This window comes from Streptomyces sp. NPDC055962 (assembly GCF_042270185.1).
GTDB lineage: Bacteria > Actinomycetota > Actinomycetes > Streptomycetales > Streptomycetaceae > Streptomyces.
Genome location: NZ_JBHJYN010000007.1, coordinates 99,031 through 124,021 on the forward strand (window position 1 = coordinate 99,031; position 24,991 = coordinate 124,021).

A 24,991-nucleotide genomic window follows, 5' to 3' on the forward strand; every position below is an offset into this window, starting at 1 on the left:
CCGCGATGGCATTCAATCACTTACCAGCAGCCATGCACGACGCCTTGGGACCATTGTCCGTCACGCCAGTGACACACTCGGTGCCGATGGCCAAGAATCACCGCCCCAGTCGACCACCCGAGAACGCGGGCTCGCGCCCCTCTCCCACGGTGGTTCTCGACCGGCTCGCCGCAGCGGCGGGCCGGGCAGCGCGCATCACTCATACGGAGCACTTGCCCCCACGTGCGGGAACCCATGCCATCTGGCCGGATCGCATCCGGCCAGAAGTGATCTCGGCAATCGGCCGGGCCGGAATCGACCATCCGTGGACCCACCAGGCCGCCGCCGCCGAGCACGCACTCGACGGCGAGTCCGTAGTCATCGCCACCGGAACCGCTTCGGGCAAGTCGCTCGCCTACCTCGCTCCGGTACTGAGTACCCTCCTCGACGGCGCGCATGCCCCGAACGGCCGCGGCACGACCGCCCTGTACCTCGCCCCCACCAAGGCCCTGGCCGCCGACCAGCGTCGCGCGGTGAAGGTGCTGGCCGCGCCCCTCGGCTCCGCCGTCCGGCCGGCGGTCTACGACGGAGACACGCCGGTCGAAGAACGCGAATGGGTGCGTCAATACGCCAATTACGTCCTGACCAACCCCGACATGCTCCACCGGGGCATCCTCCCGTCCCACCCCCGCTGGGCCTCCTTCCTCCGTTCCCTTCGCTTCGTCGTCATCGATGAGTGCCACACGTACCGAGGTGTCTTCGGCTCCCACGTCGCCCAGGTGCTCCGCCGTCTCCGTCGCCTCTGCGCCCGCTACGGCTCCGAGCCCGTCTTCCTGCTCGCCTCCGCCACCGCGGCACAGCCCTCGGTCGCCGCCGGACGCCTGACCGGCCTGCCCGTCAAGGAGGTCTCCGACGACGCCTCGCCCCGGGGCGAGATGGTCTTCGCCCTCTGGGAGCCCCCGCTGACCGAGCTGCACGGCGAGAAGGGGGCCCCGGTACGCCGTACCGCCACGGCCGAGACCGCCGACCTCCTGACCGACCTGACGCTCCAGGGCGTGCGCTCGGTCGCCTTCGTACGCTCCCGGCGCGGCGCCGAGCTCATCTCCGTCATCGCCAAGGAACGGCTGGCCGAGGTGGACCGCTCGCTGCCCGGGCGCGTCGCCGCCTATCGCGGCGGTTACCTGCCCGAGGAACGCCGGGCCCTGGAACGAGCCCTGCACTCCGGCGAACTGCTCGGACTGGCCGCCACCACGGCCCTGGAGCTCGGGATCGACGTCTCGGGGCTCGACGCCGTCGTCATCGCCGGCTACCCGGGCACCCGCGCTTCCCTCTGGCAGCAGGCCGGGCGCGCCGGGCGCGCGGGGCAGGGAGCCCTCGCCGTGCTCGTCGCCCGTGACGACCCGCTGGACACCTTCCTCGTCCACCACCCCGAGGCGCTGTTCCAGCAGCCCGTGGAGTCGACCGTCCTGGACCCGGACAACCCCTACGTCCTCGCCCCGCACCTGTGCGCCGCGGCTGCGGAAATACCACTCACGGACGACGACATCGCGCTCTTCGGCCCCACCGTGCCCGACCTGCTGCCGCAGCTGGAAGCAGCGAAGCTGCTGCGCAGGCGGACCACGGGCTGGCACTGGACGCGTCGCGAGCGAGCCGCCGACCTCACCGACATCCGTGGCGGGGGCGGCCGCCCGGTCCAGATCGTCGAGGAGGGCACCGGCCGCCTGCTCGGAACCGTCGACGAATCAGCCGCACACACCGCCGTGCACGAGGGCGCCGTCCACCTCCATCAGGGCCGGACCTACCTGGTCAGAAAGCTGGATCTGGACGATTCGGTGGCGCTGGTGGAGGAAGCCGTCCCTCCGTATTCGACCAACGCCCGCGACACGACCGCGATCGCCGTGCTGGAGACCGACACCGAGATCCCATGGGGCGACGGACGCCTCTGCTTCGGCTCCGTCGAGGTCACCAACCAGGTCGTCTCCTTCCTGCGCCGCAGGCTGATCACCGGGGAGGTCCTCGGCGAGACCAAGCTCGACCTGCCGCCTCGCACCCTGCGCACACGTGCCGTGTGGTGGACGGTCACCGAGGACCAGCTCGATGCGGCCCGGATCGGTTCCGAGATCCTCGGTGGTGCCCTGCACGCCGCCGAGCACGCCTCCATCGGGATGCTCCCCCTCTTCGCCACCTGTGACCGCTGGGACATCGGTGGTGTCTCCGTTCCGCTGCACCCGGACACACTCCTTCCCACGGTTTTCGTCTACGACGGCCACCCGGGAGGTGCCGGCTTCGCGGAACGCGCCTTCCACACCGCCCGCACATGGCTCACGGCGACACGTCAGGCCATCGCGTCCTGCGAGTGCGAGGCGGGCTGCCCGTCCTGCATCCAGTCCCCGAAGTGCGGGAACGGCAACGACCCCCTGCACAAGCGAGGCGCTGTGCGCCTGCTCACCGAGTTGCTCAGAACCGCGCCACCGGATCTCGGGGAAGGGGCCCGGCCGGAGGCCTCCCAGGAGTCAGACCCGGAAGGAGCTGACCGGAAGCCAGGCCAGGAAGGAACTGACCAGGAGCCGAGTCCGGCAGGAACTGACCAGGAGCCAGGCCCGGAAGCAGCGGGGGGCTGAGGCCGTCCGCCTGCTCCTGGTCCCCGGCGGACGAGGCGACCGCCGCACGCAGGGCGGGCAGGGGGACCTCCGCCGGCCCCGCCCTCGACCGGACCTCCGGTGCGTACGGACCGAAGCGGGCACGAGCCGTCACGTCGGCGATCTCGCCGTGGACTCCGCAGCGCACGATCTCCGCTCCTTGCGCTTCTGCGACCCCCCTCGCGGCCCGGCACGCCGTTTCCTCGCCTCGCAGCGCCTGGTCCGCAGCGGCGAGTGCCGCCAGATCCGCAGCGCCACCGGCTCGGTGCCGCACGGCCACAGCCTGGCCGAGAGCGAGCACCGTGGCGAACAACGCACAGAGCGTCGCCGTCGTGACGACTGCCCAGACCGTCGCCAGCCCCCGGTCGCCCGCGCCACCCCCGATCCCCCTCACAGGTCGGCCCCCACCGTGTCCTCGGCCAAAGCGATCGCCTCGGCGCTCAGCGTCAGGGCCAGAGGGCCGGGCCCCGGCGTCGGCGCCTCCACCCGGACCCGCCACAGCTCCCCGGCCCGCTCCACCACGACCCGGGCCCTGCCCGGCGCCGCTTCCCGCGCCACGGCCCGTACCGCCTCCTCCGGCTCCGACCGGGCCGCTGCCCGCGCTCCCGCCCGTGCGGCATCCACACAGCGAATCTGGTCCGCGGCTGCCACCAGCGCCCAGACCAGAGCGAGCACGAAGGCCACGAGCACGGGGAGAGCCATGGCGGCCTCCGCCGTCACCGCGCCGCTGTCGCCCCGCCGCGCTTCAGAACTTCGCATCGAGCGCGTCCTTGATCAGCGACTGGAGCGCCGACAACACCGCTCCGCTGGTCACCACTTTGTAGAGCACCGCCGCGAAGGCGCAGGCGGCGATGGTCCCCACCGCGTACTCGGAGGTCGTCATCCCCCTGTCGAAGCCGACGCGCCGGGCGCTCCTGCCGAACCTCGACTCCCAGAACAGGCGCAGCCCACGCAGTCCGCGCCGAAACAGCCTCACCGCTTTCATTCCAACCCCCATGTTCAGATCTCGCGTCGTCTCGTTCGGAACGTCGGTCAAGGTCGAGCACGCCGAGCAGGCCCGCACGGTCCGGGGTGTGCTTCCGCAGCTTCACGTGCCGTGCAGCAGACCTGTCGCCAGGCCGATCACCACCGGTGCCACACCCACCGCCAGAAAGGCGGGCAGGAAACAGAGCCCCACCGGCGCGGTGATCAGCACAGCCGCTCGCTGCGCCCGTGCCACCGCCGCGCTCGCCCGCTCGGCGCGCATCTCATCGGCGATCCTGGACACGGGCTCCGCCGCAGGCGCTCCCGTGATCGCGGCGCGCGCCAGGCAACGCGCCAGAGGCGCGGCTCCGGGTATCTCTCCGAACCGGCCCCACGCCTCGGCCGGTTCGCCGCCGAGCAGGAGCTCAGCCGCCGTACGGGACAGCCGTTCGCCGACAGGACCGTCCATGGATTCGCCGACGGCCTCAGCGGCGTCCCTCGGTCCGGCACCCGCCGAGATGCAGGACGCCAACAGATCGGCTGCGAGCGGCAACTGCCGGGCGATCAGGACAGCCTCCGCGTCCCTGCCTGCGGCAGGCCGCCGTCGTCCGGATCGCTGCCACCACCGCACTCCGAAGGCCACCACAAGACCGGCCACGCAGCCGGCCGGTCCGCCGACGAGGATCCAGCCGATCGCCCAGGCCGCCAGGAACACGGCCCATCGCCGTGCGCGTCTCCCGTAGGACGTCCTCAGGCCGCGCCACCCCCGCTTCCCCGGGCGCGGGCGGCATCCGGTCAGCCGCGCGCCCCGCCTCCGCAGGGCTCGCTCACGCCGTCGTGTGGTGATCAGCACGGTGAGATACGCGGCTGTGCCCAACACCGTGCCGGCAGGTCCCACGGTCTCCCCGAGACCGGACATCCCGTTCACGCCTCCCCCGCCCGCACGATCCGCGTGGCCCAGAACAGGCCCGCGGCCTCCAACAGGCCACCCGCCACCGAACAGACGAGTCCACCCGAGCTGTGCAGCAGGACGCCCAAGGGATCCGCCCCGAGCGCCGTCCCCAGCCCCAGCCCCATGACGGGCAGCAGTGCCAGGACCGCGACCGTCGACCACGCACCGGCTAGTTGCGCCCGCAGCTCCTCCCGTCGGCGCCTCTCGCCCCGCAGGGAACTCTCCAGACGCGCCAGACCTGCCGCGAGGCCCGCTCCGCCGTCCACCGCCACTCGCCAGCAGGCCGCCATCCCCGCCAGACCGTCGAGACCGGGTCCGGACGACGCCTGACGCAGTGCGCCGGGCACATCGCCGCCGAACCGCGCAGCGGCCAGCACAGCGGACTCGGCCGCTCCCAGCGCGCCGACGCTCCGCGCGGCGGCGATCAGGGCCTCACCGGGCTCACGCCCCGCTCGCAGTTCGCCCACCACCGCACCACAGAGCGACATCACCGCGTCGGTGGCCTGCTCACGCTCACGGCGGCACGCCCGCCGTCGCAGCCACCGCCTCACGAGCGGGACCGCCACGGCTCCCGCAGCAAGGGGAAGCACCGAGTCGCCCAGCACGGCGAGAAGAGCCGCCACAGGGGCACACAGCCATTCCCTCCGTCCCTCGATGAGCACGCGCAGCATCACCCCTGCCGTGGAGCCCCACGGCTCCTCCTGTCCTCGTCGCATCAGAGACCGCGCTCGTCGCGCACCGGGGTCACGCGCCACGGCCAGGCAGCCGGCCAGCCCCGCACAACCCGCCATGACCCAGCCGGGAAGCTGCGTCAGCCAGACGGAGGCCGCCCCCGTCACGTCCCCTCCCCGATCAGTGCGCCGAGCCGCTCCCGGCCCTGCTCTGGCTCGAATCCCTCCGCGCCCCAGCGGAGCGCGGGTACGGTGACGACCAGCCCGGCGGAATCCCGCTCGAGCACGTGCACTTCGGCGAGCCTCCTCTGCCCGTCCCTGCCACGCACGAGGTGGAGAACCACGGACAGTGCAGCCGCGACCTGGCTGTGCAGGGCGGCCCGGTCGAGACCGGCAGCAGTACCCAGAGCCTCCAGACGCGCGGGAACGTGTTCCGCCGCGTTGGCGTGGACCGTGCCGCACCCGCCTTCGTGTCCGGTGTTGAGCGCAGCCAGAAGCTCCGTCACCTCGGCTCCCCGGACCTCTCCCACCACCAGCCTGTCGGGCCGCATACGCAGTGCCTGGCGCACGAGGTCCCGCAGCGTCACGCGCCCGGCGCCTTCCTGGTTGGCGGGACGTGACTCCAGGCGGACCACATGCGGGTGATCAGGGCGCAACTCCGCCGAATCCTCGGCCAGCACGATGCGCTCGCGCTCCCCCACCGCCCCCAGCAGACTCGACAGGAGAGTCGTCTTCCCCGCCCCTGTCCCCCCGCTGATCAGATAGGAGACCCGGGCCTCGACCAGCGCGGCCAGGAACCGGTCGCCACCGGGCGGGATCGTCCCGGCCGCCACCAGCTCCGCCAGGGTGAAGGCTCTGGGCCGCACCACCCGGAGCGAGAGGCACGTCGAACCGACGGACACCGGCGGCAGGACCGCGTGCATACGTGTCCCGTCGGGCAAGCGGGCGTCCACCCACGGCCTGGCGTCGTCCAGCCGACGTCCTGCCACGGCGGCAAGCCTCTGAGCCAGCCTCCGAACGGCCGCCGCATCCCGGAACGTGACCCGGGTCAGCTCCAGTCCGCCTCCGCGGTCCACCCACACGCGGTCCGGGGCGGACACCAGCACATCGGTCACGGCCGGATCGGCCAGCAGGCACTCGAGCACTCCTGCGCCGACCAGCTCACCCCGCAACTCCTCTGCTGCGCCGAGGACTTCCGCATCGCCGAGCAGGCGTCCCTGTTCCCTCAGGGCCGCCGCCACCCCGGCCGGCGTGGGTGGCGCACCGCTCCGGGCCAGCCGCTGGCGTACGGCGTCGAGCAACGCATCGGTCATGACGTCCCGCTCCCGGACACCCGCGCCGGGGAACCCTCGAATCGGCCGGGTGGGTCCGCCTGGTCCCAGAAGGCCGCGCAGAAACGGGCCAGCGCACCGCGGGCAGCCCCGCCCGGGGGAACACCGTTGTCCTGGGCCGCGGGCAGCCCCGCCTCCATGGGCAGTTCGCCGACGAGAGGCAGCGCCAGTGCCTGCGCCACCCACTGCTCGTCCAGGCCCGCCGTGTACGGCCCTCTGGCGACGACACGCAGGTCTTCCAGCACCATGCCGACCGCCGAGGCCACACGTTGCGCTGCTGCGACCGCTCTCAGCTCACCTGGCACGACGAGCAGCCCGACATCCAGCTGCGCGAGAGCCTCCGCCACGCCTTCGTCGACCCGCCGTGGGAGATCCACGACGACCACCCCACCGAGCCGACGCGCTGCGGCGAGCACCGACCGTATGGCCTGCGGCGGCACGATCACCTCGTCGTCCCGCCCCCAGCTGAGCACACGCAACCCGTGTAACGCAGGCAGGGACTCCTCCAGTGCCCCTCCGCCCACCCTTCCTTTCGAACGGGCGAAATCCGGCCAGCGCAAGCCTTCGGACTCCTCGCCACCGAGCAGCACGTCGATGCCACCGCCCAAAGGGTCACCGTCGATCAGCATGGTCCGCCGACCCGATCGCGCAGCGGACACCGCCAGCGCACAAGCCAGCGTGGACGCGCCGGCACCGCCGCGGCCCCCCATCACTCCCACCGTGAGCGCCGCTCGGCCCACGCCTTCCACGGCGTTGGCGATCTGGTCGACGAGCCAGCTCTCGGAATCGGGCAGTCTCAGCACGTACTCTGCGCCGATCTCGACCGCGCGGCGCCATACATCGGGGTCGTCCTGATCTCGGCCGACCAGCATGACGCCAGGCCGCCGGGACACTCCACGACACCTCTGCACCGCGTCGTCACCCACCAGAACCATCGGGGGCCGCTCCCAGCCGCCCCTCTCCCACGGTGGTCCGTGGCGCACCTCGGGCACCGCCCCGGCCGCAGCACAGAGCCTGAGCAGATCGTCGAGCAGATCCGCGTCCTCGGTCACGATCAACGGACCGCCCCCATGCCCCTCGGCGCTCGGCGGCCCCTCCCCCGCGATAGATCCAGCCACGATCTCCGCCCCCTTCTCCCTGTCCCTTCGGTGCGGTTTCGCGGGGATCTCGAACACATCCGAGATGCGCGATTCCGGAACCCGCGGACTTCGCGGGTGGAATCAACATGCAGCGCCTGGGAAAAACATGTGGATCTTGCTCAAGAACTGTGGAGAACTCCAGCTCTGTGAATAACTCCGTAGCTCGTACAGGGGACTTTCGGAGCGCACCCCTTCCGCTACGCACGGTGACGAGTCAAGATCGGGTGAATCACCGGAAGAGAAGAGATCACCGAGGTGCCGTCGGAGCGGCAGAGTCCGACCCCCTGCCCGAAAATGCATCCGGACATGCGACGACCCCCGCCGGGGGGGAGAGCGGGGGTCGTCCCCACGGCCGACTCGGGGGGGGAGGAGCCGGACCGGGTTAGCACGGTCGCGAACGATCCGTGACTTCCATGGTGTACCCGAGCCCCTTCTCAAGCAAACCCACCCGCCGGAGCTTTACGCCGAATGGCGGGCCCCTATGCTCACCTTTGTGGAAAACTGCTTCTCGCCGCGCACAGCAGCCTTCTTTGACCTGGACAAGACGGTCATTGCGAAGTCATCGACACTGACCTTCAGCAAGTCCTTCTACCAAGGCGGGCTGATCAACCGCCGCGCCGTGCTGCGCACCGCCTACACACAGTTCGTCTTCCTCGCCGGGGGTGCCGACCATGATCAGATGGAGCGGATGCGGGACTACCTCTCGGCTCTCTGCAAGGGGTGGAACGTCCAGCAGGTCAAGGACCTCGTCGCCGAGACCCTGCACGAGCTGATCGACCCGATCATCTACGACGAGGCGGCGACCCTCATCGAGGAGCACCACACCGCCGGCCGCGATGTGGTCATCGTCTCGACCTCCGGCGCCGAAGTCGTCGAACCGATCGGGGAACTCCTCGGCGCCGACCGGGTGGTCGCCACCCGGATGGTCGTGGGGGACGACGGCTGCTTCACCGGCGAGATCGAGTACTACGCCTACGGACCCACCAAGGCGGAGGCGGTCAGGGCGCTCGCCGAGTCGGAAGGCTACGACCTCTCGCGCTGCTACGCGTACAGCGATTCCGCCACCGACGTCCCCATGCTGGAGTCGGTGGGCCATCCGCACGCCGTCAACCCGGACCGGGCACTGCGGCGCGAGGCCACTCTGCGGGAATGGCCGATTCTCGTCTTCGACCGACCGGTCCGGCTCAAGCAGCGCCTGCCCGCGTTCTCCATGCCGCCTCGACCGGCCCTCGTGGCCGCCGCTGCGCTGGGCGCGGCAGCCGTGACAGCAGGCGTGGTCTGGTACGCCAACCGCCGCCGCGCCGCCGCACTCCCCACCTGACCCGAACGGCAGGACACGGCGCCGCAGGAGCACCGGCCCCCGCGCCCGCCCACCATCCCGAACTCGATCACGAAACGCGCCCGGAATGAACGACTCCAGGGTGCTTGAACAGGAAAGTAAAGAAGTGTAGTCAGGGCTTCCGCTCCTCCTGGTCCAGGAGTACAAAGGATTCAACGGCCCGCGAGACCGAAGGCATCCGAGAGGATTCCCTTCCACGCACAGATGGCCCCACGGACCGAGCACGGAAGTCGAGTACCCACGCGACGTCGACCCGTCGATTACGGGCCAGCCGCACCAGGTGACGGGCAAAGAACCCGACCTGATGGGCATACATCGAGGACGCTTGGTAACTGGGCGGACGTGCCAGCGGCGGTACCGGAGACGGTGCCGCCGCAACCCTTTCCTGGCGCACCTTCGTGCACCACCACCCGCGTCATCCGTCGGGCCGGCATGACCGGGATGAACCGGATCCGATGCCGACCCTCGCAGGCGCTCGACAGGCTCAGGCCGCGCCCCGCTGCAGCGCCTCACACACCGCGGTCGATTCCCTCACGCCGAGACCGACCGAGCGGCCGCAGTGAGCGATCCAGGCGGCCATACCTTCCGGCCTGCCGGAGAGATACCCCTCGAACGCCGCCACATAGGCGGCACGCCCCTGCTCCGCGTGCCCGACCTCGGCAGGGCAGATCGACTTGGGGTCGAGCCCGCTGCCGATCAGCACGATCCGCTCAGCCGTGCGAGCGACCAAGCCGTTGTGCGACCCGAAGGGGCGCAGCGCGAGCAACTCGCCGTGCACCACCGACGAGGTCACCAGAGCGGGCGCCGAGCTGCCGGCGATGATCAGCCCGGAGAGACCCTCGAGCCGCCCGGACACCTCACCGGCGTCAGGAACCGGCGCCTCGATCAACGGTTCGTCGACCGGCTCACCCGCCAGGCGGGGCCGCCCGACCGTTTCGTCGGGAGTCGCGCCACCCGCCGCCACCAGATGCAGCCGGGCCAGGACACGCAGGGGCGACTGCCGCCAGATGGAGAGCAGCTGCCCGGCCTCCGCCGTGAGCCTGAGGGCCGCGCCGACGATGCGCGCCTCGTCCTCACCACTGAAGTCCGTACGCCGGCGCACCTCTTCAAGATTCCAGTCGGCACCCGAGAGCGCCGCCGAACCGCGGGAGCCTCGCAGGGCCGCCTCCGCAGTGACCTCGTTGCTGCGGCGCCGCATGACGCGGTGTCCGTAGACCCTGTCCACAGCCTTGCGGACGGAGTCCACCGCGTCGGCGACGCCCGGCAGGTCGCCCAGGGCGGCAAGAGGGTCCGAGGAAGTCGTACTCATAAGTAGGGAGGCTACGCGTCCCGCGTCCGGATGCCGCCCAGGAGTGGCGTTCTTCACGAAGAGCGACTGCACTGAGCGATGACACCGCTACCCTAGGTGAACATGAAGATCGCTTTCGTAGGGAAGGGCGGCAGCGGCAAGACCACGCTGTCCTCGCTCTTCATCCGCCACCTCGCTGCCAATGAAGCCCATGTCGTCGCGGTGGACGCCGACATCAACCAGCACCTCGGGGCCGCCCTCGGCCTCGACGAGGACGACGCAGCCGCGCTGCCGGCCATGGGCGCCCAGCTGCCTCTCATCAAGGACTACCTCCGCGGAAACAACCCCCGTATCGCCTCCGCGGCAACGATGATCAAGACGACACCTCCCGGGGAGGGGTCCCGGCTCCTCCGTGTCCGCGAGGACAACCCTGTCTACGACGCCTGCGCCCGTACGGTCCGTCTCGACGACGGGAACATCCGGCTGATGGCCACAGGTCCGTTCACCGAGTCCGACCTGGGTGTCGCCTGCTACCACTCCAAGGTCGGGGCCGTGGAGCTCTGCCTCAACCACCTGGTCGACGGCCCGGACGAGTACGTGGTCGTCGACATGACCGCGGGGTCGGATTCGTTCGCCTCGGGCATGTTCACCCGCTTCGACCTGACCTTCCTCGTCGCCGAACCGACCCGGAAGGGAGTCTCCGTCTACCGCCAGTACAAGGAGTACGCACGGGACTTCGGCATCGCGCTGAAGGTGGTGGGCAACAAGGTGCAGAGCGCGGACGATCTGGACTTCCTGCGCGACGAGGTCGGCGACGACCTGCTCGTCGGTGTCGGCCAGTCCGACTGGGTGCGCGCGATGGAGAAGGGCCGCCCCGCCCCGTTCGATCTGCTGGAGGCGGACAACCGGATGGCACTGCAGGCCCTGCAGAACGCCGCGGAGGATTCGTACGAGCTGCGCGACTGGGAGCGCTACACACGGCAGATGGTGCACTTCCATCTGAAGAACGCGGAGAGCTGGGGCAACGAGAAGACGGGCGCCGACCTGGCTGCCCAGGTCGACCCCGCCTTCGTCCTCCACGAGCACTGCGCGGGATCGGGCGCCGCTCAGCCGGTCTGACCGTGCGGAGCGGTGCCAGGAGCGACCTCCGCGCTCAGCCGGTCCGACCAGGTGGAGCTGAGCCCGGAGTGACCTCCTGGTCCTCGCTCACACCGGCCCCCTTGCCTGCCGGCTCGTCCGCCGGCCTGGCGGGCACGGGGCTGGCCGCAGGCTTTCCCGGAGCCGTTCCCGCCAGGAAGGCCGTCCAGCCCGGCGCGGGCTCCTGACCCACCTTCAGCGTTCCCAGCTTCGCGAGCACCGCGGGATCCTGCGCGTCGAGCCAGTCGGCGAGCTGGCGGAAGGACACACAGTGCACATCCCGCTGGGTGCACACCGTCTTGATCGTCTCCTCGACGGCGCGCATGTAACTGCCGCCGTTCCAGGACTCGAAGTGGTTCCCGATGATCAGCGGCGCGCGGTTGCCGTTGTAGGCACGGTCGAACGCCTGGAGCAGACCGTCCCGCATCTGGTTACCCCAGTACTCGTGCTTGTCCGGGTCTCCCTGTGTCGTCGTACCGGACTGGTTGAACATGAAGTTGTAATCCATCGAGAGCGTCTCGAACGCGCGACCCGGTACGGGGACGAGCTGCAGCGGGAGGTCCCAGAGGCCGTCCTTCTTCGCCGGCCAGACCTGATTGCCGACGCCGCTGGAGTCGTAGCGGAATCCCATGGTCCGCGCGGCGGCGACCATGTTCTTCTGGCCCTCCAGACACGGGGTGCGCGCGCCGATGAGCTCCTTGTCGTAGTCGAAGGGCAACGGCGCTTCGCCCTTGAGCGCCGGGGTGTTGGTCTTCCAGCTCTTCACGAACGACTTCGCCTGGCTGATCTCGCTCTTCCACTCCTCGACCGACCAGGTGCCGACACCTCCGTCCGGCCCGCAGAAGTGCCCGTTGAAGTGGGTACCGATCTCGTTCCCGTCCAGCCAGGCCGCACGCAGCTCCGTCAGTGTGTGCCGAATCCCCTCGGCGTCGTTGAACCCGATGTCGGAGCGGCCCGGCGCGTGCTGAGGCGGGTCGTAGAGCGCTTTCTTCTCCTCCGGGAGGAGGTACACACCGCTCAGGAAGTACGTCATCCTGGCGTCGTACTTCTTCGCGACGTTCCGGAAATGCGAGAACAGCTTCTGGCTGTCCTCGCCGGCACCGTCCCAGGAGAACACCACGAACTGCGGAGGCTTCCGGCCAGGCTGGAGACGCTTGACCGCAGGAAGTTTCGGCTGGGCCCCCGTGAAGGCCGTGGACCCGTCACCGATGAGGTCGACCGCCGCTTTCGGCGCCGCCGCCGGCGAGTTCCCCTCAGCCGCCTCCTTCCCGGCTCCCGGACCGGCGGCCCCTGTACCGGGGCCCGAACACCCGGCGAGGCCGGCGACCAGGGCCGTGACCACGGCACCCAGGGCGATCCGCTTCGTGGCGGCCATCATCCGTCCACCCTCTTCCTTGCAGGATTCGTGCGGTCAAGTGCCGATACGGCGCGGCCAACCTCACACGCAGTCCTGCTGGAATCAGTACGACAAGCCGAATGAAAAGCTGCTTATTCACTTGAACGAGTGAGCCATTGGGCTATGTGCTCGAAAACATGGACATGCTTCTTTACTCTCCATTACGATTCATTTACGGAGAGTTGAGAAATCCCGCCGCTGTACCCCACCGCTGCACGCCGTGATCCACGGCCGCCGTCACTCGTATACCGCGACCGCGCTGCCCCGGAGGAGACGGGAACATGTCTGCCTGCGTCCCTACCCGCAACGACCATTCATCCCGCAACGCGCGCCCTTCCCGCGCCTCGGGATTCAAGCGTCCTCACAGCCCGCCGCCACCGCCCCGTCGTGGACGCTTCCGTGTCTCGGGCGCCGATCTGTCCGCATCGATCACCGTCTTCCTGATCGCCGTACCCATGTCGCTCGGTCTCGCCGTAGCCATGGACGCTCCCCTCGCCGCCGGCCTGGTCTCGGCCGCCATCGGCGGCATCGTCGCCGGGCTTCTGGGCGGCACCCCCCTCCAGGTCAGCGGGCCCTCCGCCGGGCTGACCGTGGTCACGGCCGAGTTGATCCAGATCTACGGCTGGCGCACCACCTGCGCGATCACCGTCGGGGCAGGTCTCCTGCAGATCCTGCTCGGGTCGCTGAGAGCCGCCCGCAGCGCTCTCGCGGTCAGTCCCGCCATCGTCCACGGCACACTCGCGGGCATCGGTGTGGCCATCGCTCTCGCCCAGCTGCACATCGTGCTCGGCGAGGCACCGCAGAGCTCCGCCCTCGACAACGCCCTGTCGCTTCCGGCCCACTTGGCGCAGTTCGAGCCGGCCGCTCCTCTCATCGGAGCGCTGACGATCACCCTCCTCGTCGTCTGGCCACGTCTGCCCGGACGGCTCGGAGCATCGCTCCGCAGGATTCCTGCCGCCCTCGCCGCCGTGGTCGTCGCCACCGCGGTGGCTGCCGTGGCGACCCCGGGAATCGCCCGGGTGGACCTGCCGTCATGGCGCTCGCACGCTCTGCCCGAGCTTCCGCAGGGTCCGGTTGCGGGGCTCGCGGCAGCGGTGTTCACCGTCATGCTGGTGGCCAGCCTCGAATCCCTGCTCGCCGCGGTCTCCGTGGACAAACTCGCCGCGGACCGGTCGGCCTCGCCGCCGAAGGACGGGTCCACGCCTCCCGCACCGGTCCAGCGATCCGACCTCGACCGGGAGCTGCGGGCCCAGGGCGTCGCCAACGCGCTCTCGGGGCTGGCCGGAGGACTCGCCGTGTCCGGGGGCGCTGTACGCAGCTCCGCCAATGTGCGGGCGGGCGCGGAGAGCCGCGCCTCCACCGTGATGCACGGGGTCTGGGTGCTCCTGGCAGCCGCTCTGCTGGTCACCGCCCTCGAGTGGATTCCTCTGGCGGCGCTCGCGGCCCTCGTCATGGTCGTCGGCATCCAGATGGTGAGCTTCGCCCACATCCGCAAGGTGCACAGACACCGGGAGTTCCTCGTCTACGGCGCAACGATCAGCGGTGTGATCCTCGCCGGAGTCCTCGAGGGTGTGGCCATCGGCATCGTCGTGGCAGTGGCTGTCGCCCTGCACCGGCTCGCCCGGACGCGCATCACCGTGACGGAGCAGGACGGCCGCTACCTCGTGTCGGCTCGCGGACAGTTGACCTTCCTGGCCGTCCCCCGCCTCAGCCGCCTGCTCGGACGACTCCCGCACGGGGTCGACGCCGTGGTCGAGCTGGACGGCTTCTTCATGGACCACGCCGCGTACGAGACGATCCAGGACTGGTACGCGGCACAGACCGCGATGGGCGGCCGGATCGAGTTCACCGGGCGTTCCGGCGGCCGGATCGCCGAGCCCGCATCGGCGGCCCACTCCTGCTGCCGCCCCTGGACACCGTGGCGTAACCACCACTGTCACGACGGTGTGCAGGACGCCGTGCCGGCCCACTCCGTGGCGGCCACGCACACGCTCCCGGGCACCCCTCCCACGGACAGGGCGGGTTCCCCCCGCCCTCGGCGGGGCGCCCATCGGCTCCTCAGCGGCCTCAGCTCGTTCCAGCGGACCACCGCACCGTTGGTGCGAGAGGAGCTGGCCAGGCTCGCTGCCGAAGGACAACGCCCTTCGCAGCTGTTCCTCACCTGTGCGGACTCCCGCCTGGTCACCAGCATGATCACGGCAAGTGGCCCGGGAGACCTCTTCACCGTGCGGAACGTCGGCAATCTGGTGCCACCGCCGGGCACGTGCGACGAGACCAGCAACGACGATTCCGTGGCTGCCGCCATCGAGTACGCCGTGGACGTGCTGGAGGTCGAGTCCATCACCATCTGCGGCCACTCCGGGTGCGGGGCGATGCAAGCCCTGCTGGGTGCGGGACCGGAGACTCCCCGGACACCGTTGTGGCGCTGGCTGCGGCACGGCCTGCCCAGCCTGGAACGCATGCGCTCCCGTCATCACTCCTGGGCGCGCATCGCCGGGCGGTTGCCCACCGACGCGGTCGAGCAGCTCTGTCTGACCAATGTGGTCCAGCAACTCGAGCACCTTCGAGCGCACGAGTCGGTGGCACGCAGGCTGGCGGCCGGCACCCTGCAACTGCACGGCATGTACTTCCATGTCGGTGAGGCGCAGGCCTATCTGCTGACCGAGGGTGCCAGCTCCGGAACCGGGCCAGACGAGGTCTTCGCCCGGGTCGCCCCGGGCGAGGAATGGAGCGCGGAGTCCGACGCCGAAGCGCTGCACGCCGCTCCCGGCACCACCGTCGGCGCCTGAACCACTCCCCTACCCGGTCCGTGAGACCTTGTGGTCCCGCTTTCGCGACGCAGAGCACTGCTCGCGGAGGCGGGACCGCTGACTCCTTACACGAGACACAGGTCTAAACCAATTCCCGGCAGACACTTGTCACCTGGCCCGCGGCCTGATGAGCTGTCCTCCGGGACACAACGGACACCCTGGGAATGGGAGATGTCGTGAGCAACGCAAGCCTGGCCAATCTGCTCGAGGAGGAGACCGCAGCATGAGCGAGCCTTCCTCTCTCTCCAATCTGCTCAAGGAGGAGCGGCGGTTCGCGCCGCCTGCCGATCTGGCCGCGAACGCCAACGTGACGGCGGAGGCGTACGAGCGGGCCGAGGCGGACAGGCTGGGCTTCTGGGCCGAGCAGGCCCGCCGCCTGTCCTGGGCCACGGAGCCGACCGAGACACTCGACTGGAGCAACCCGCCCTTCGCGAAGTGGTTCGCGGACGGGAAGCTCAACGTCGCGTACAACTGCGTGGACCGGCACGTCGAGGCGGGCAACGGCGACCGGGTCGCCATCCACTTCGAGGGCGAGCCCGGCGACAGCCGCGCGATCACCTACGCCCAGCTGAAGGACGAGGTCTCCCGCGCGGCGAACGCGCTGACCGAGCTCGGTGTCGTCCAGGGCGACCGCGTCGCCGTCTACCTGCCGATGATTCCCGAGGCCGCCGTCGCGATGCTGGCCTGCGCCCGCATCGGCGCCGCGCACTCGGTGGTCTTCGGCGGTTTCTCCGCCGACGCGATCGCCGCCCGTATCCAGGACGCCGACGCCAAGGTCGTCATCACCGCCGACGGCGGCTACCGGCGCGGCAAGCCCTCCGCCCTGAAGCCGGCCGTCGACGACGCCGTCTCCCGCATCGAGAGCGTCGAGCACGTCCTGGTGGTCCGGCGTACCGGGCAGGACACCGCCTGGACGGAGGGGCGGGACGTGTGGTGGCACGAGATCACCGCACGCCAGTCCGCCGAGCACACCCCTGAGGCCTTCGACGCCGAGCAGCCGCTGTTCGTGCTCTACACGTCGGGGACGACGGGGAAGCCGAAGGGCATCCTGCACACCTCGGGCGGATATCTGACGCAGGCGGCCTACACGCATCACGCGGTCTTCGACCTGAAGCCCGAGAGCGATGTGTACTGGTGCACCGCGGACATCGGCTGGGTGACCGGACATTCCTACATCGTCTACGGTCCGCTGGCCAACGGTGCGACGCAGGTCATGTACGAGGGCACGCCCGACACCCCGCACCAGGGACGTTTCTGGGAGATCGTGCAGAAGTACGGCGTCACGATCCTCTACACCGCGCCGACCGCGATCCGGACGTTCATGAAGTGGGGCGACGACATCCCCGCGAAGTTCGACCTCTCCTCGCTGCGGGTGCTGGGTTCGGTGGGCGAGCCGATCAACCCTGAGGCGTGGGTCTGGTACCGCAAGCACATCGGCGCCGACAAGTGCCCCATCGTGGACACCTGGTGGCAGACCGAGACCGGCGCGATGATGATCTCACCGCTCCCCGGGGTCACCGAGACCAAGCCCGGCTCCGCCCAGCGCGCCCTGCCCGGCATCTCCGCCACCGTCGTCGACGACGAGGCACGCGAGGTCCCCGACGGCGGGGGCGGCTACCTCGTGCTGACCGAACCGTGGCCGTCGATGCTGCGCACCATCTGGGGCGACGACCAGCGGTTCATCGACACCTACTGGTCGCGTTTCGAGGGCAAGTACTTCGCGGGTGACGGTGCCAAGAAGGACGAGGACGGCGACATCTGGCTGCTGGGCCGCGTCGACGACGTGATGCTCGTGTCCGGGCACAACATCTCCACCACGGAGGTCGAGTCCGCGCTCGTCTCGCACCCCTCGGTCGCCGAGGCCGCCGTCGTCGGCGCGAACGACGAGACGACCGGTCAGGCCATCGTCGCCTTCGTCATCCTGCGCGGCACCGCGACCGCCTCCGAGGAACTCGTCGCCGAGCTCCGCAACCACGTCGGCGCCACCCTCGGCCCGATCGCGAAGCCGAAGCGGGTCCTCCCGGTCGCCGAACTGCCGAAAACCCGGTCCGGCAAGATCATGCGCCGCCTCCTGCGCGACGTCGCCGAGAACCGCGAGCTGGGGGACGTCACCACCCTCACCGACTCCTCGGTCATGTCCCTCATCCAGACACAACTGCCCTCCGCTTCCTCCGAGGACTAGGGCACAGAGGGAGGCGGGCACGCGTACCTCCTCTCGGAGCAGGTCCGTCCGCACGCCGTCGAGGGGCACCCGGAAGCCGTCCGGGTGCCCCTTCCCGTGTCCCGGGCGAGGGTGTCGATTCGGACCGGGTGCGGGCCCATGCAGGAACCGTCCCGTGTCCCGGGCGAGGGTGTCCGTTCGGACCGAGTGCGGGCCCGTGCAGGAACCGTCCGGTGACGGCTCACGCCGTCAGGCGACGGCCGGCGGATCCGGACAGGTTTCCGACAGCCCAGGTAGAGTGGTTTTCCGTCAGCGGAACACGTCGACCCGAGCACAACGGGTTCGTAGCGTGACGGCGAGTACGCCGGATGCGAGTACGTTCGCGCCGACAGGCCGACACGAGCACGCCGCGACAGCACGGCCCGACAACTTCACAAGAAATCTCCACAGGGGCGCCGGGAAGTCTGGTCGGCATGTGTATCCGCCATGCCACCGCAGCCGCAATCCGACCCGGAGGTCTTCCTCGTGGCCCCGCCCGTACCCCCTGCCGGCCGCCGCACCCTGCTGGGCCGGCTCTCGCTCCCCGAGCGCAACTACGTCGCCGAGGCGCTGCGCACCGAGACGGTCGGCGGCGTCCTCCTGCTGGTCGCGGCCGTTGCTGCGCTGATCTGGGCGAACACCTTCGGCTCCGGCTACGCGTCCGTCAGCGATTTCCACTTCGGCCCAGGGGCACTGGGGCTGAATCTCTCGGTCGCCCACTGGGCGGCCGACGGTTTCCTCGCCGTCTTCTTCTTCGTCGCGGGCGTGGAGCTCAAGCGTGAACTGGTCGCCGGTGAACTCCGCGACCCCAGGGCGGCGGCCCTGCCCGTCGCCGCGGCGCTCTGCGGCATGGCGGTCCCCGCTCTCCTCTACACGCTGACCGCGGTGCTGGGCGGAGGTTCCGTCTCCGGCTGGGCCGTCCCCACCGCCACCGACATCGCGTTCGCCCTGGCCGTCCTCGCGGTCATCGGCACGTCGCTGCCTGCCGCGCTGCGGGCCTTCCTGCTGACGCTCGCCGTCGTCGACGACCTCTTCGCGATTCTCATCATCGCGGTCTTCTTCACCGAGAACATCAACTTCCTGGCACTCGGCGGTGCCTTCGCCGGTCTGGCCGTGTTCTACGTCCTGCTGCGCAAGGAAGTGCGGGGCTGGTACATCTATCTCCCGCTCGCCCTGGTCATCTGGGGGCTGATGTACAACAGCGGCGTCCACGCCACGATCGCCGGCGTCGCCATGGGCCTCATGCTGCGCTGCACCCGCCAGGAGGGTGAGGCGCACTCCCCGGGTGAGCACATCGAGCACCTCGTGCGCCCCGTGTCGGCCGGTGTCGCGGTTCCGCTGTTCGCTCTGTTCTCGGCCGGTGTCACCCTGAAGGGCGATGCCCTGGCCGGCGTCTTCACCCGGCCCGAAACGCTCGGAGTGGTCCTCGGTCTCGTCGTCGGCAAGACCATCGGCATCTTCGGCGGCACCTGGCTCGTCACCCGCTTCACCCGGGCCGAGCTGAACAAGGACCTGGCCTGGGCGGATGTCTTCGCCGTGGCCACGCTGGCCGGTATCGGATTCACCGTGTCGCTGCTCATCGGGGAGCTGGCCTTCACCGGCGACGAGGACATGATCAACGAGGTCAAGGCCGCGGTCCTCATCGGTTCCCTGATTGCCGCCGTACTCTCCGGTGTACTGCTGAAACTGCGGGTACGCAGATACAGGACGCTGTACGAGGCCGAGGAGCTCGACGAGGACGAATCGGGGGTGCCCGACGTCTATGAACAGGATGATCCCCAGTATCACCTGCGCATGGCCGCGATCCACGAGAAGAAGGCCGCCGAGCACCGCCGCCTTGCCGAACAGGCGGGGGCAGCGAGCAGCAAGCCGGACAGTCCGGCATGATCTGACATCGGATGTACCGAAGAGGAGAGGGAGTCAGGGATGAGCGACCCCGGCAACTACGCGGGCAGCACCGACCGTAGTCTCGGACAGCTGTTCGCGTCGGCCACTGCTGAGATGTCCGCGCTGGTGCACGACGAGATCGCCCTCGCCAAGGCCGAGGTCCGTCAGGACGTCAAGCGCGGCGTGATCGGCAGCGTGGCGTTCATCGTCACGGGTGTGCTGATCCTGTTCGCGATCCCCGTGCTGAGCTTCGCCGCGGCCTACGGGATCCACAACCTCGGCCTCGGTCTCGCCTGGTCGTTCCTGATCGTGGGCGGCGCCTTCATCCTGCTGGGCGTCCTGCTCGCCCTCTTCGGGCTCGCCAAGTTCAAGAAGGTCAAGCCCCCGGAGAAGTCCATCGCTTCGGCCAAGCAGACCGCGGCCGTCCTGCAGGGCGTCAAGCCTCACCCCCGTCCCGTGGTGACCGCACGTGCGATCGAACAGGCGCAGGGCAGCACACTGGCGGGCCAAGCCATCGAGAGCCGGCCTGTCCAGGACAAGGCGCTCCCTGTGACACGCTCGTCCACATGACCGACCCCGATTTCAGCGCATCCGGTCCGGTGGGCCCGCTGGGGCCCGCTCCCGGTTCCGGCGGCCCTGTCCGCATCGACGGGCCCTGGACCCACCGTGACGTGGCGGCCAACGGTGCGCGCTTCCACATCGCCGAACTCGGTGACGGCCCACTGGTGCTGTTGCTCCACGGGTTCCCGCAGTTCTGGTGGACCTGGCGCCATCAGCTGACGGCCCTGGCCGACGCCGGCTACCGGGCGGTCGCCATGGACCTGCGCGGGGTCGGCGGCAGCGACCGTACGCCCCGGGGCTACGACCCGGCGAACCTGGCGCTCGACGTCACCGGCGTGATCCGCTCGCTCGGCGAGCCGGACGCGGCGCTCGTGGGCCACGACATGGGCGGCTACCTGGCCTGGACGGCCGCCGTGATGCGTCCGAAGCTGGTGCGGAGGCTCGTGGTGTCGTCGATGCCGCATCCGCGCCGCTGGCGCTCCTCGATGCTCTCGGACCTCGCGCAGTCCCGGGCCGGCTCGCACATCTGGGGCTTCCAGCGGCCGTGGGTCCCGGAGCGCCAGCTCGTGGCGGACGACGCCGCGTTGGTCGCCCGGCTGATCCGCGACTGGTCGGGACCCCGTACGCCGGACTTCCCCGACGACAAGACGGTCGACGTCTACCGGCGCGCGATGTGCATCCCGTCGACGGCGCACTGCTCGATCGAGCCGTACCGATGGATGGTGCGCTCCCTGGCCCGGCCGGACGGCGTCCAGTTCAACCGGCGGATGAAGCGGCCGGTGCGCGTGCCCACGCTGCACCTCCACGGCTCCCTCGATCCGGCGATCCGGACCCGTAGTTCAGCGGGTTCCGGCGAGTACGTCGAGGCGCCCTACCGGTGGCGACTTTTCGACGGTCTGGGGCACTTCCCCCACGAGGAGGATCCGGCCGGGTTCTCGACCGAACTCATCAACTGGCTCAAGGACCCCGAACCCGACCGGTAGTCGACGCGCACACGTGTCCGACGGTTGGCCAATTGCCTTCCGCATAAGCCAATTGGCTGACTCACGCACGATTACCGACCTTGGGTCACGGGCAGACGTCGGGGTATGGGCTGGACGCGCGACTTCGATGACGCAGCACGCAACCACCGCTCGACCGCTCTTGCCGGTCCGAGCATTCACGAGGGGGACGGCTCGCGGAGCCGGGTGCACGATGTGAGCAATTTCCATGATCTGCGGCTGGGAATTCCGCGCATTCTCCACCGCCGGGCACGCTGGGTTTCGGCCCGCCTGCGCCACCCCCGCGGATGACGTAGGAACCGCAAGAACAGCACACTCCGTACGCACGCCCCGGCCCTCGGTCAGTTCGAGGTCCGGGGCCCGTGCGTGACACCCGTACGGCAGGACCTCAGAGCGCGCAGCCCTGGCTGTCGACCTCCTGGGCCGACGACCTGCCGGCCTCGATGTCCCCACGGATCTCGTCGGCCGTCAGGGCGTAGCCCGTGTCAGGGTCGTCGAGGGACTTGGCGAACACCACTCCGTACACCTTGCCGTCCGGAGTGAGCAGCGGGCCGCCGGAGTTGCCCTGGCGCACCGTCGCGTAGAGCGAGTACACATCGCGCCGCACGGTGCCCCGGTGGTAGATGTCCGGGCCGTTGGCGTCGATGCGGCCGCGGATACGGGCGGAACGTACGTCGTAGGCGCCGTTCTCCGGGAATCCGGCGACGATGGCGCTGTCACCGCTCCCCGCGTCGTCGTCGCTGCCGGTGAAGCGCAGCGGTTCGGCGTCCAGGTCCGGGACGTCCAGTACGGCGATGTCCCGCTGCCAGTCGTAGAGCACGACCTTGGCGTCGTACAGCCGGCCCTCGCCGCCGATCTGGACGGTCGGCTCGTCGACGCCGCCGACCACGTGGGCGTTGGTCATCACACGGCGGTCGGAGAAGACGAAGCCGGTTCCTTCGAGCACCTTGCCGCAGCCCGGTGCCATGCCGACGACCTTGACGATGGACTTCTTGGCGCGAGCGGCGACGGGGCTGCCGACCAGCGCCGGGTCGGGGGGCTCCACCTCGGTGATGGGCTCGTTGGCGAAGGGGCTGAAGACCTGCGGGAAGCCGTTCTGCGCCAGGACGGAGGAGAAGTCGGTGAACCAGGTGGAGGCCTGATCGGGCATCACCCGGGAGACCCCGAGCAGGACCGAGGAACTGCGGACCTCCTTGCCCAGCGTCGGCAGGGAGGTCCCGGCCAGTGCGGAGCCGATCAGCCAGGCGACCAGGAGCATGGCCACCACGTTGACCAGGGAGCCGCCCGTCGCGTCCAGGGCGCGCGCCGGTGACCACGTGATGTGCCGGCGGAGTCTGTTGCCGAGGTGCGTGGTGAACGCCTGGCCCACGGAGGCGCACACGATCACGATCACGACCGCGACGATGGCGGCGGTGGAGGAGACCTCCGACCCGTCGGTCGCCTGGTCCCAGATGACCGGCAGCAGGTAGACGGCCACGAGACCGCCGCCCAGGAAGCCGACCACGGACAGGATCCCGACGACGAAACCCTGGCGGTACCCGATGACCGCGAACCACACGGCGCCGACGAGCAGCAGGATGTCCAGCACGTTCACCGTCTATAGCCTCGCAGATTCGTCACCTGGCCCGTCCGGTTCGACGGGGTCCGGGCCAGACCCGGAACAGCGCAGCACGGGAGTCAGCCTGTCATGCGCGCCAGTCGAGCGGCACCTGCCTGGTCCTGTCCCAGGGGCGTTCCCACCCCGCGTGGTGCACAATCCTGTCGATCACACCGGCTGTGAATCCCCAGACCAGAGTGGATTCGACCAGGAACGCGGGGCCCGGGTGGCCGCTCGGATGGACGACGGTGACGCGATTGGCGGGGTCCGTGAGATCCGCCACGGTGGCGGTGAAGACCCGTGCCGTCTCGGCGGGATCGACGGCACCCACCGGGCTCGGCTTCCGCCACCAGCCGAGGACGGGCGTGACCACGAAGCCGCTCACCGGGATGTAGAGCCGGGGGAGCACGCCGAAGAGCTGGACCCCGCTCGGATCGAGGCCCGTCTCCTCCTCGGCCTCCCGCAGCGCGGCCCTGAGCGGCCCGGTGGTCATGTGGTCGCCGTCCTCGGGGTCGAGGGAGCCGCCCGGGAACGACGGCTGGCCGGCGTGGGAGCGCAGGGTGCCGGAGCGCTCCATCAGAAGCAGCTCAGGACCGCGCTCCCCCTCGCCGAAGAGGATCAGCACGGCCGACTGGCGCCCCGCGCCGTTCTCCGGCGGCAGGAAGCGGCTGAGCTGCCCGGCCCGCACGGTCCGCGCCGCCCGGACGACGGGCTCCAGCCAGGCGGGCAGCCCGTCGGCCGAGACGGCGGGCGCACGCTCGCCGAGCTGCCCGCCCGCCCCTGTCGGGGCCGCCGCGTCCGGCGTGGCCCGCTTGTTCTGTGTGTGCGTCATGGGCACCCCCGTCGTTGCAACGCCTGTCGTCGGCCATTTCGTTCCGCGCGGATCCGGCCGGCCCGGACGCGGTGCGCTCCCTCCCGTGCCCGGCCGCCGGAGGTGGCGCGCCGCTCATCCGTCCGGCTCTCCGGGCGACGGGGACGGGGGTGCCGCTCCTCCGCGCCCGCGGGCCGCCGGCGCCCCGTCCGCGGGGACGGCGAGGAGCGGCCCCTCACCCGGCTCCCAGCGGCGGGGCGGGGATGCCCGGGTAGTCCGGGGGCGGGCTGAGGCGCTGGCCCGGATAGCCGCCCATCTCGTACTTCAGGAGCTTCTTCGCCTTCTCGGGGTCCGTCTCGCCCTCTCCGTAGGCGGGGCAGAGCGCGGCGATCGGACAGGCCCCGCAGGCAGGCTTGCGGGAGTGGCAGATGCGACGGCCGTGGAACACCACGCGGTGCGAGAGCATCGTCCACTCGCTCTTGGGGAAGATCGCCGCGATCTCCGCCTCGACCTTCTCGGGGTCCTCCTGCTCCGTCCACTTCCAGCGGCGGACGAGCCGGCCGAAGTGGGTGTCCACCGTGATGCCGGGGACGCCGAAGGCGTTGCCGAGGACGACGTTGGCCGTCTTGCGCCCGACGCCGGGCAGCTTCACGAGATCCGCCAGCCTGCCGGGGACCTCTCCCCCGAAGTCGTCCCTCAGAGCGGCCGACAGGCCCATCAGGGAGCGGGCCTTGGCCCGGAAGAAGCCGGTCGGCCGGATGATCTCCTCGAGCTTCTCGGGGACTGCGGCGGCCATGTCCTCCGGCGTGGGGTATGCGGCGAAGAGCGCGGGAGTCGTCTGGTTGACCCTCAGGTCGGTGGTCTGGGCGGAGAGGACCGTCGCCACCAGGAGCTCGAAGGGGTTTCGGAAATCCAGCTCGGGGTGGGCGTACGGATAGACGTCGGCGAGCTCGCGGTTGATCCGGCGGGCACGGCGGACCATCGCGAGGTGCGACTCCGGCTTGGCGGGCTTCGCGGACCTCGCGGGTTTCGCCGCGGCCGACGCCTTCACGGGCCTGCCCGCCCTTTCGCCAGGTCTGTCCGACGCCTTCACCGGCTTCCCCGGCGCCTTGCCGGAGCGCGCGGACGGGGTCACCTCCGTTGGACGATTTGCGGCGCTTTCACCACTTCGACCACCCTGTTCGCCCACAGCGGAATTCCTGTCTCCCGACACCCCATCAGCCCCCTTGGCCTGCACTCTCACCGGCGTTCCGGACACCCGGCCAGCCTAGAGCCAGGGGCTGACATCCG

Annotated in this window: 20 protein-coding genes and 1 pseudogene; 9 read left to right on the top strand and 12 right to left on the bottom strand. The window is 70.2% G+C overall.

The genetic code is table 11. The features are described 5' to 3' along the window. Positions 1 to 5: 5 nt before the first annotated feature. The gene (locus ACFC51_RS21105) at positions 6 to 2,600 is read left to right on the top strand and encodes a DEAD/DEAH box helicase (RefSeq protein WP_376530175.1); all 2,595 of its coding nucleotides are present in this window, start codon (positions 6 to 8) and stop codon (positions 2,598 to 2,600) included. A 133-nt stretch (positions 2,601 to 2,733) separates the two neighbouring features. Here ACFC51_RS21105 and ACFC51_RS21110 read toward each other — a convergent pair. The 7 genes and pseudogenes from ACFC51_RS21110 to ssd all read right to left on the bottom strand — a co-directional run. Then, positions 2,734 to 3,117 (bottom strand): annotated as a pseudogene (locus ACFC51_RS21110) (Rv3654c family TadE-like protein); the annotation flags it as partial. Beyond that, positions 3,009 to 3,377, bottom strand: coding sequence for a TadE family type IV pilus minor pilin (locus ACFC51_RS21115; protein ID WP_376530178.1), 369 nt, complete (start codon positions 3,375 to 3,377; stop codon positions 3,009 to 3,011). The gene ACFC51_RS21115 and the pseudogene ACFC51_RS21110, both read right to left, overlap by 109 nt. Further along, positions 3,364 to 3,603, bottom strand: a complete 240-nt coding sequence (locus tag ACFC51_RS21120; protein WP_376368686.1) for a DUF4244 domain-containing protein — start codon at positions 3,601 to 3,603, stop codon at positions 3,364 to 3,366. Before ACFC51_RS21120 ends, ACFC51_RS21115 begins: the two co-directional genes overlap by 14 nt. A gap of 102 nt (positions 3,604 to 3,705) precedes the next feature. Next, the gene (locus ACFC51_RS21125) at positions 3,706 to 4,500 is read right to left on the bottom strand and encodes a type II secretion system F family protein (RefSeq protein WP_376530181.1); all 795 of its coding nucleotides are present in this window, start codon (positions 4,498 to 4,500) and stop codon (positions 3,706 to 3,708) included. A gap of 5 nt (positions 4,501 to 4,505) precedes the next feature. After that, positions 4,506 to 5,324 carry a type II secretion system F family protein gene (locus ACFC51_RS21130; RefSeq protein WP_376530409.1) on the bottom strand — a complete coding sequence of 273 codons (819 nt, stop codon included), beginning with the start codon at positions 5,322 to 5,324 and terminating at the stop codon, positions 4,506 to 4,508. 44 nt (positions 5,325 to 5,368) lie between these two features. Further along, a complete protein-coding gene (locus tag ACFC51_RS21135) occupies positions 5,369 to 6,517 on the bottom strand; it encodes a TadA family conjugal transfer-associated ATPase (RefSeq protein ID WP_376530183.1) in 1,149 nt (382 codons plus the stop codon). After that, positions 6,514 to 7,653, bottom strand: a complete 1,140-nt coding sequence (gene ssd / locus ACFC51_RS21140) for a septum site-determining protein Ssd (protein ID WP_376530410.1) — start codon at positions 7,651 to 7,653, stop codon at positions 6,514 to 6,516. The genes ACFC51_RS21135 and ssd overlap by 4 nt, the downstream gene beginning before the upstream one ends. 502 nt (positions 7,654 to 8,155) lie before the next feature. Here ssd and ACFC51_RS21145 point away from each other — a divergent pair. After that, the gene (locus tag ACFC51_RS21145) at positions 8,156 to 8,995 is read left to right on the top strand and encodes an HAD family hydrolase (protein WP_376368689.1); all 840 of its coding nucleotides are present in this window, start codon (positions 8,156 to 8,158) and stop codon (positions 8,993 to 8,995) included. 502 nt (positions 8,996 to 9,497) lie between these two features. On the opposite strand, the gene ACFC51_RS21150 is transcribed toward ACFC51_RS21145, so the two are convergent. Beyond that, positions 9,498 to 10,322, bottom strand: coding sequence for an oxidoreductase (locus tag ACFC51_RS21150; RefSeq protein WP_376368690.1), 825 nt, complete (start codon positions 10,320 to 10,322; stop codon positions 9,498 to 9,500). A 102-nt stretch (positions 10,323 to 10,424) separates the two neighbouring features. Between ACFC51_RS21150 and ACFC51_RS21155 the strand changes: the two genes are divergently transcribed. After that, entirely contained in the window at positions 10,425 to 11,420 is a 996-nt protein-coding gene (locus ACFC51_RS21155; protein ID WP_376368691.1) for an ATP-binding protein, read from the top strand. A gap of 34 nt (positions 11,421 to 11,454) precedes the next feature. Here ACFC51_RS21155 and ACFC51_RS21160 read toward each other — a convergent pair whose 3' ends face one another. After that, entirely contained in the window at positions 11,455 to 12,816 is a 1,362-nt protein-coding gene (locus tag ACFC51_RS21160) for a hypothetical protein (RefSeq protein WP_376368692.1), read from the bottom strand. A 299-nt stretch (positions 12,817 to 13,115) separates the two neighbouring features. Between ACFC51_RS21160 and ACFC51_RS21165 the strand changes: the two genes are divergently transcribed. The 6 genes from ACFC51_RS21165 to ACFC51_RS21190 all read left to right on the top strand — a co-directional run bounded on the left by ACFC51_RS21165 (position 13,116) and on the right by ACFC51_RS21190 (position 21,584). Then, complete coding sequence (locus ACFC51_RS21165; RefSeq protein WP_376368693.1) at positions 13,116 to 15,623, top strand: SulP family inorganic anion transporter; 2,508 nt, start codon at positions 13,116 to 13,118, stop codon at positions 15,621 to 15,623. Positions 15,624 to 15,867: 244 nt separating this feature from the next. Next, positions 15,868 to 17,826: an acetate--CoA ligase gene (gene acs, locus ACFC51_RS21170; protein ID WP_376530186.1), complete on the top strand. Its 1,959-nt coding sequence runs from the start codon at positions 15,868 to 15,870 to the stop codon at positions 17,824 to 17,826. Between the two features lie 465 nt (positions 17,827 to 18,291). Further along, positions 18,292 to 19,731, top strand: coding sequence for a Na+/H+ antiporter NhaA (gene nhaA / locus ACFC51_RS21175; RefSeq protein ID WP_376530188.1), 1,440 nt, complete (start codon positions 18,292 to 18,294; stop codon positions 19,729 to 19,731). A gap of 39 nt (positions 19,732 to 19,770) precedes the next feature. Continuing rightward, complete coding sequence (locus ACFC51_RS21180; RefSeq protein WP_376368696.1) at positions 19,771 to 20,301, top strand: phage holin family protein; 531 nt, start codon at positions 19,771 to 19,773, stop codon at positions 20,299 to 20,301. Beyond that, positions 20,298 to 21,275 carry an alpha/beta fold hydrolase gene (locus ACFC51_RS21185; protein WP_376368697.1) on the top strand — a complete coding sequence of 326 codons (978 nt, stop codon included), beginning with the start codon at positions 20,298 to 20,300 and terminating at the stop codon, positions 21,273 to 21,275. Before ACFC51_RS21180 ends, ACFC51_RS21185 begins: the two co-directional genes overlap by 4 nt. A gap of 105 nt (positions 21,276 to 21,380) precedes the next feature. Beyond that, on the top strand, positions 21,381 to 21,584 hold the full coding sequence (locus ACFC51_RS21190; RefSeq protein WP_376368698.1) for a hypothetical protein: 204 nt from the start codon (positions 21,381 to 21,383) through the stop codon (positions 21,582 to 21,584). Between the two features lie 97 nt (positions 21,585 to 21,681). Here the strand turns inward: ACFC51_RS21190 and ACFC51_RS21195 are convergent, their stop codons facing one another. From ACFC51_RS21195 to nth, 3 genes are all read right to left on the bottom strand, one after another. Next, on the bottom strand, positions 21,682 to 22,887 hold the full coding sequence (locus ACFC51_RS21195) for a MarP family serine protease (protein ID WP_376368699.1): 1,206 nt from the start codon (positions 22,885 to 22,887) through the stop codon (positions 21,682 to 21,684). 91 nt (positions 22,888 to 22,978) lie between these two features. Then, positions 22,979 to 23,722: an NUDIX hydrolase gene (locus ACFC51_RS21200; protein WP_376530190.1), complete on the bottom strand. Its 744-nt coding sequence runs from the start codon at positions 23,720 to 23,722 to the stop codon at positions 22,979 to 22,981. Positions 23,723 to 23,936: 214 nt separating this feature from the next. Then, positions 23,937 to 24,752, bottom strand: a complete 816-nt coding sequence (nth, locus tag ACFC51_RS21205; protein WP_376368701.1) for an endonuclease III — start codon at positions 24,750 to 24,752, stop codon at positions 23,937 to 23,939. Positions 24,753 to 24,991: the final 239 nt, after the last annotated feature.